Origin of the sequence: Phytobacter massiliensis JC163, from assembly GCF_000321045.1 — a bacterium.
GTDB classification, from domain to species: Bacteria; Pseudomonadota; Gammaproteobacteria; order Enterobacterales; family Enterobacteriaceae; genus Phytobacter_A; species Phytobacter_A massiliensis.
In genome coordinates, this window is sequence record NZ_HE578945.1 from 1,169,629 (window position 1) to 1,176,750 (window position 7,122).

The window sequence follows — 7,122 nt, forward strand, 5'->3', positions numbered from 1 at the left end:
GATAAAGGGAGAACGTATGAAGATCCATAAGCAGATTTATGGCGCGCTGGCGCTGAACTCTTCTCTTGGGCGCAGTATCACTTTTTTTATGTGCGCGCTGCTGCTGGCGGGAGTGGCAACCAGCAGTTGGACGCTGAGCCGCTCATGGGACCGGGCCGTTGAAGAGACAGAGCGCAGCGCGATTAACCTGTCTGTTTCCCAATCCCGTCAGGCGGAAGATACCTTTTTACAGACCGAGCTGGCCTTGCGGGATATTCGCCGTTCGCTGCCGGTTGACAACATTTCGACCCTCGATCGCGGGCGATTCGATGGCCTGCTTGCCGAGTTGCGGGAACGTCTGCCCCAGCTGCACGGCCTGTTTATTTATGACGCTCAGGGCAATATGAAAGCGACGGCGCTGAGCCGTATCCCGGTGGTCAGCAACAACAGCGATCGGGAGTATTTTCTCTATCATCGTCGTAACGGCCACAGCGGCATTCATATCGGGCATGTGATAAGCAGCCGCTCCACCGGCGAGCTGGTTATCCCCGTGTCGATACGCTTAAGCGACTCGGCAGGGGGCTTTGCCGGCGTGGTGCTGGCGACTATCCGCGTTGATTATTTCCGCCATTTTTACAGCTACTTCGAACTGGAAAACCGCGACCTGCTGGCGCTGCTGTCCGTTGATGGCACCGTACTGTACGTGCGTCCCTTCTCCGATGACGTGATTAACCGCAACCTGTCAGGGAGCCCGCTATTTACCCGCGAACTGGCCCGCAAAGATCGGGGAAACGCCACCTGGGTGGCGGCGCTGGATCATGTGGAGCGCATTTTTGGTTTCGCCCGGCTTGAGCGTTATCCGCTGGTGGTGGTCGCGGGTTACGATAAGCCCGCGCTGTGGGCGCGCTGGCTAAAAGACAGCCTGCCGGACCTGGTGCTGAACGGGATGTTGCTGTTGGGAACGTTACTGATGGGCACCATTGTTTTCCGCCAGGTGCGAATGAACGTGCGTAACCAGACGGAGCTGGCGGCGTTGCGCGACGAGCTCACCAGTATCAACCACACGTTGCAGTTAATGGCGCTGGCAGATGGCCTGACCGGCCTTGCAAACCGCCGCCAGTTTGATCTCTTCTTAAGCCAGAGCCTTAAGGCGTCGGCAATCAGTCAAAAACCGGTATCGCTTATCATGCTCGATATCGATTTTTTCAAGCGTTACAACGACTTTTACGGCCACGTGGCGGGGGATACCTGCCTGCGCACGGTAGGGGAGATTATTCAGAAGCTTAAGCTGCGCAATAACGATCTTATCGCCCGCTACGGCGGCGAGGAGTTTGCCATTATTCTGCCGGACACCGGCCCGGAGGCGGCGCTGTTTGTCGCCCGTCAGGCGGTTACAGCGGTGCGCAGCGCAAAAATTCCTCATGCCCGGACGGGAACGACCCACCATGTTGTCACCATCAGCGCTGGCTGTTATTCGTTGACCGGCGGCGCTGATGATGACGCCGTGCGTTTAAAAGAGGGCGCTGACAAAGCGCTGTATATGGCAAAAATCCAGGGCCGCGACCGGGCGCTGGCTAACCCTGAAAGCTGATTTCCCCCTTTCTCTGTGCCGTTTCGCTTGTTAAACAGCGGGATGGCACATCCCTCAGAAGCGACTAAGCTCATCTTTACATGAATTTACGGATATCAAAAAAGCTGCGTATCAGCAGGAAGCAATGAGCAACGTCGTTCTGAGGATAGGTAATGAGCAAGACACTCTGTACCATAGAATTCGACGGGGAGTTATTACTGGGCAAGGCCGGACAACCCCTGATTGATTTTTTGCAGGAACACGGCAAAAAACTGCCGCATATTTGTTACCACGAAGCGCTCCAGCCGCTGGAAACCTGTGATGTCTGCTGGGTGGAGTACGAAGGCAAGCTGGTGCGCGGCTGTACGCTGACCACCGAAGAGGGCATGGAGATTGTCAGCCGTAGCGCTATCGCCAGGTCAGCGCAGGAAGAGGGAATGGACCGGGTTCTCAACCGCCATGAGCTCTACTGCACGGTATGTGAACATAACACCGGCGACTGCACCCTGCACAACACCGTGGCTGATATGCACATGCCCATTCAGTTCTATCCCTGGCAGCCCAAACCCTACGCGAAAGACACCTCCAACCCGTTTTACACCTACGACCCCGATCAGTGCATTCTGTGCGGACGCTGCGTTGAAGCCTGCCAGAATGTCGAGGTTAATGAGACGCTCTCCATTGACTATACCAGCGAGCACCCGCGCGTATTGTGGGACGGCGGCGAGAAGATAGCCGGTTCCAGCTGCGTCAGCTGCGGCCACTGCGTGACCGTTTGTCCCTGTAACGCGCTGCTGGAAAAAACCATGCAGCCCGACGCCGGACCCTTTACCGCCATGCCGCCGGATCTCAAACGCCCGCTGATTAACTTCGTGAAAAAACTGGAGAACAGCATCGGCATGGGGCCGGTCACCGGCGTATCGCTGATGGATGCCGCGATGCGGGAAAAAGAGATCAAAAAGACCAAGACGGTCTGTACTTACTGCGGGGTAGGCTGCAGTTTTGAGATGTGGACCCGCGATCGGCATATTCTGAAAGTGCAGCCGGTTGCCGACGCGCCGGTTAACGGCATATCCACCTGTCTTAAGGGCAAGTTCGGCTGGGATTTCGTTAACAGCCCGGAGCGCCTGACCACGCCGCTTATCCGGGAAAACGGCCGCTTTCGTCCCGCCAGCTGGGATGAAGCGCTGAGCCTGGTGGCGCGGCGACTGCGTGAGGTTGCTGATACCCACGGCGGCGACAGCATCGGTTTTATCGGCTCCAGTAAAGCCAGTAACGAAGAAGCCTATCTGACGCAAAAAATCGCCCGCCTGATTTTTGGCACCAATAACGTCGATAACTCCTCCCGCTACTGCCAGAACCCGGCCACCGAAGGGCTATTCCGTACCGTTGGCTACGGTGGCGATGCCGGAAGTATCACTGACCTGCAACAGGCTGACCTGATCGTGCTGGTGGGGAGCAATCTGGCGGAGAACCATCCGGTTATCGCCTCGCGTATTAAGGCGGCGCAGAAACACAACGGGCAAAAACTGCTGGTTGTCGACCCCCGTCGCCATGAAATGGCGGAGCGTGCCGATCTGTTTTTGCAGATTCATCCCGGCAGCGATCTGGCATGGGCCTCGGCCATGTCGCGCTATATGTTCGAGCACGGCTACGCCGATGAAGCCTTCCTGACGCAGCAGGTCAACGGCGTGGAGGCGTATAAAGAGAGCCTTGCGCCTTTCACCCTGGAATTCGTCAGCCAGCTTACCGGCCTTGATAGCGACCAGCTTACGGCAGCGGGCGAGATGATAGGCCAGGCGAAACGCGTCTGTGTGCTGTGGGCGATGGGCATTACCCAGCACAGCCACGGGGCGGACACCAGTACCGCGCTCTCTAACCTGCTGCTGGTCACCGGCAACTATGGCCGACCTGGCACCGGCGGCTATCCGATGCGCGGGCATAACAATGTGCAGGGAGCCAGCGATTTTGGCTGTCTGAGCAATATTTACCCCGGCTATGAGAAAGTGACCGACCCGGAGGTACGCGAGAAATGGGCCAAGGCCTGGGGCGTCTCCCCGCAGGCGCTCTCTGATAAAGCCGGCGCCGACAATTTTATGATGGTGCAGAAGGCCCATGAAGGGGCGATTAAGGCCATGTACGTGATTGGCGAGGAGACGGCTTTTTCCGACGCCGATTCCACCAAAGTGCACGAGGCCTTTACCAGTCTGCAGTTTATGGTGGTGCAGGATATCTTTATGAGCCGTACCGCCGAATTTGCCGATGTGGTGCTGCCGGGCTGCCCGTCCGTTGAAAAAGACGGCTCGTTTGTGAATACCGAGCGGCGTATCCAGCGCTTCTACGAAGTGGTGCCTCCGCTCGGGGACAGCCGCCCCGACTGGCAAATCCTGACCGAATTAGCCAGCCGGCTTGGTCACCCCTGGTACTATACCCACCCGTCGCAGATCATGGACGAAGCGGCGCGTATTGCCGACGTTTTCGCGGGCGTCAGCTATGAACGGCTCAGCGGCTGGCAGTCCCAGCAGTGGCCGGTGTCGCCCAATGGGGAAAGCACGCCGCTTCTCTATACTGAGGGGTTTAAATTTCCGGACGGCAAAGCAAAGCTCCACCCGGTGGAATGGCAGCTACCGCTGGAGACTATCGACGCCGAGTACGATCTGCTGCTTAACAACGGGCGTATGCTCGAACACTTCCAGTCCACCAACCAGACGGGGCGGGGCGGACGTATGCTCTCGCTTTCACCGCAATGGTTTGTCGAGGTCAGCCCGGAACTGGCCGCCGAACGCCAGCTGGAAGAGGGGGATTACGTGGTGCTCAGCTCGCGGCGCGGCGACGTGGAGCTGCCGGTCACCATCACCGCCCGCGCATCGGGCCGGGTGCTGTTTATTCCCATTCACCACGGTAAGCCCGGTGTTAACGGTCTGACCGGGGAGCATCACGATCCCGACGTCAACACCCCCGCCTATAAAGAGATTGCGGTGAAGCTGCGTAAAAGCGGAGGAAACTTTGGCGGCAGTCCGATCCCGGCGGAAAATTTCCGAAATGGCGCAAGAACGCCGCTCACCCATGTGCCGGTTGAAACCAAGTGGCAGCAAGAAGGCTATACGCTGCCGCCCGCTCACACGTCCCACCCGGAGAAATTCTGATGGCAGAACGCATGAATTACGATGTACCGCCGACGCGCACCGAACACACCGCGACGGAAGCGTTAGGCAGCCTGCTGGAAAATTTACATCAGCACGGTTTTTTACGTCTGGCTAATGATGTGGTGATGGCCAATACCCAGATAGCAAAAGTGCTGGTGGACGGGCTGAATCAACCCGGCGCGCAGGCGGGCATTCAGAATCTCTCCCTGCTGCTGGTGGCGCTGTCAAAGATCCCGCCGGAACACTTTAACCACCTGCTGATTGCCCTGACGCGCGCCGCACAGGCGATGACCCACGAGCAGACGGAGGATGAGCAGGTGAAGGCCCCCGGCGTCACCGGGGCGCTAAAAATGCTGGGTGACGATCGTCTCTGGCAGCAGGCGGCGCCCTTTTTCTCAGCAATCAAAGCCTTTGCAGAGGCACTCCAGGAAAAACCAGAACGCCCGGTAACCCGCTATTCCGGTAAGGAAAGTAATGCCTGACAGTGAACTGATACTGTTGCTCTCCCGCGGTCAGTTTGCGCTGACCATCGGGATGCATATTGTACTGGCGGCGTTTTCCCTGGGACTGGCCCAGTGGCTGGTCCTCACCGAAGCGATGTGGCTACTGACGAAAAAACCGCGCTGGTTTACGGCATACCGGTTCTGGCTCAAGATTTTTGTGATGACCGTGGCGGTGGGCGCGGTATCCGGCGTGGTGATGGAGTTTCAGTTCGGCAGTAACTGGGGGCCGCTGTCGCAAAAAGCGGGCGGTATCCTCGGCCCTCTGATGTTCTTTGAAGTTCTGGTGGCCTTTTTTCTGGAGTCGGCGCTGACCGGGGTGATGTTTTTCGGTCTAAACCGTATCGGCCCGAAAACCCACTTCGTGGTGACCTGCTGTGTGGCCATTGGCGCGCTGATCAGCGCCGTGTGGATCCTCGCCGCTAACTCATGGATGCAGACTCCCGTCGGGTTTATCACTGACGCGGCGGGACGCTTTCACCCTACGGACTGGCTCACGATTCTTCGCGCGCCTTCCTTTCCCTGGCGTCTGGCCCATATGGTGCTGGCGGCCTTTATCGGTACCGCATTTATGGTTATCGGCGTCGGGGCATGGCGGCTGCTTCACCATCCGCAGAGCGCCAGCGCCAGGCTGATGGTCTCCGTTTCACTCTGGCTGGCGCTGGTGATGCTGCCGGTACAGATTGTGGTGGGGGATCTGCACGGGGAAAACACCCTTAAACACCAGCCGCAGAAAGTGGCCGCGATGGAGGGGGACTGGCACAGACCGCCGCCGGGTGCGGGCGAGCCGATGCGTCTGTTTGCCATTCCGTTACAGGATGAGCAGCGCAATCTGGCGGAGATAGCCATCCCCGATGTCGCGTCGCTCTATCTGCGGCATAACCTGAGCGGGCAGATTAAAAGTCTGAGCGAGTTCCCACCGCAGGACATTCCACCGGTGGCGATCGTTTTTTTCGCCTTCCGGGCGATGGTGGGGTTAGGTATTGCCATGCTGGGGCTGGCGGTAGCCGGGCTGGTGCTGCGTCTTCGTAAGTCGCTCTGGCGCTCGCGGCGTTTCCTTACGCTTGCGGTGCTGATGTCGCCCGCCGGTTTTATCGCGATGCTGGCAGGCTGGGTGGTCACCGAGGTGGGGCGGCAGCCGTGGACCATCTGGGGGTTGCTGCGCACGGAAGAGAGCGTGTCGAATCTGCCGCTTTCGCTGTTGACAGGCTCGTTTATCGCTATCGGTATTACTTATGCCATCGCTTTCGCTCTCGGTCTGTTTTACCTCTTTCGTTACACTGTCACTTTTTCCGCTAAGGAGGCGTCGGAACCATGGCGGATCTGAGCGCGCTGACGCTGGCCTTTTCACTCCTGATGTACGTCCTGCTTGATGGGACGGATCTGGGGACAGGGATGCTGTTTGCGCTATTTCGCAACGAGGATGACCGCAGGCGTATGGCGGCCTCGATTCTGCCGGTCTGGGATGCTAACGAGACCTGGCTGGTGCTGATGGCGGCGGGGCTGATAGCGCTGTTTCCGCTCGCCTATGGGCAGGTGTTTGTTCTGTTATACGTCCCCTTGTTTGTGATGCTGCTGGCGCTGGTGGCGCGCGCGGTGGCGCTGGAGTATCGCAGCGACGCCTCCATTGGCGCGCAGCGCGTTCTGGACGGCACAATGTACATCTCCTCCTTTCTGGCCGCGTTGAGCCAGGGGGTGATGGCGGGGGCGCTACTGAATAACCCGGCGCATGCCTGGTTCTCATTCGTGCCTTTGCTTACCGGGGCAGGCGTGGTGCTCACGTACCTGCTGGCCGGCTGCTTATGGCTTCGCTGGCGGCTCCAGGGTGACGTGGGCCAACGCGCCCGGCGGTTGGCCTGGCTGTTCTGGCTACTGCTGCTGGTGGCGATGGTCTGGCTGGTGCTGGCGGGCCCGCCCTCTATCCTTG

At 58.8% G+C, this 7,122-nt stretch carries 5 protein-coding genes; all 5 read left to right on the forward strand.

Annotated elements, in window-relative coordinates; translation table 11 throughout:
- The first annotated feature begins 16 nt into the window (after positions 1-16).
- Complete coding sequence (locus ENTHG_RS05730) at positions 17-1,570, forward strand: GGDEF domain-containing protein (protein WP_044175787.1); 1,554 nt, start codon at positions 17-19, stop codon at positions 1,568-1,570.
- A 152-nt stretch (positions 1,571-1,722) separates the two neighbouring features.
- The gene (gene fdhF / locus ENTHG_RS05735) at positions 1,723-4,695 is read left to right on the forward strand and encodes a formate dehydrogenase subunit alpha (RefSeq protein ID WP_044175789.1); all 2,973 of its coding nucleotides are present in this window, start codon (positions 1,723-1,725) and stop codon (positions 4,693-4,695) included.
- Entirely contained in the window at positions 4,695-5,177 is a 483-nt protein-coding gene (locus ENTHG_RS05740) for a helical membrane plugin domain-containing protein (protein WP_044175793.1), read from the forward strand. Before fdhF ends, ENTHG_RS05740 begins: the two co-directional genes overlap by 1 nt.
- Positions 5,170-6,522, forward strand: coding sequence for a cytochrome ubiquinol oxidase subunit I (locus tag ENTHG_RS05745; protein WP_044175802.1), 1,353 nt, complete (start codon positions 5,170-5,172; stop codon positions 6,520-6,522). Before ENTHG_RS05740 ends, ENTHG_RS05745 begins: the two co-directional genes overlap by 8 nt.
- On the forward strand, positions 6,510-7,122 hold a 613-nt coding region (locus tag ENTHG_RS25665; protein ID WP_161624516.1), incomplete at its 3' end, for a cytochrome d ubiquinol oxidase subunit II. The genes ENTHG_RS05745 and ENTHG_RS25665, both read left to right, overlap by 13 nt.

Coding starts and splice junctions, on each gene's coding strand:
- ENTHG_RS05730 (WP_044175787.1), top strand. CDS start 17: ATGAAGATCCATAAGCAGATTTATGGCGCGCTGGCGCTGAACTCTTCT.
- fdhF (WP_044175789.1), top strand. CDS start 1,723: ATGAGCAAGACACTCTGTACCATAGAATTCGACGGGGAGTTATTACTG.
- ENTHG_RS05740 (WP_044175793.1), top strand. CDS start 4,695: ATGGCAGAACGCATGAATTACGATGTACCGCCGACGCGCACCGAACAC.
- ENTHG_RS05745 (WP_044175802.1), top strand. CDS start 5,170: ATGCCTGACAGTGAACTGATACTGTTGCTCTCCCGCGGTCAGTTTGCG.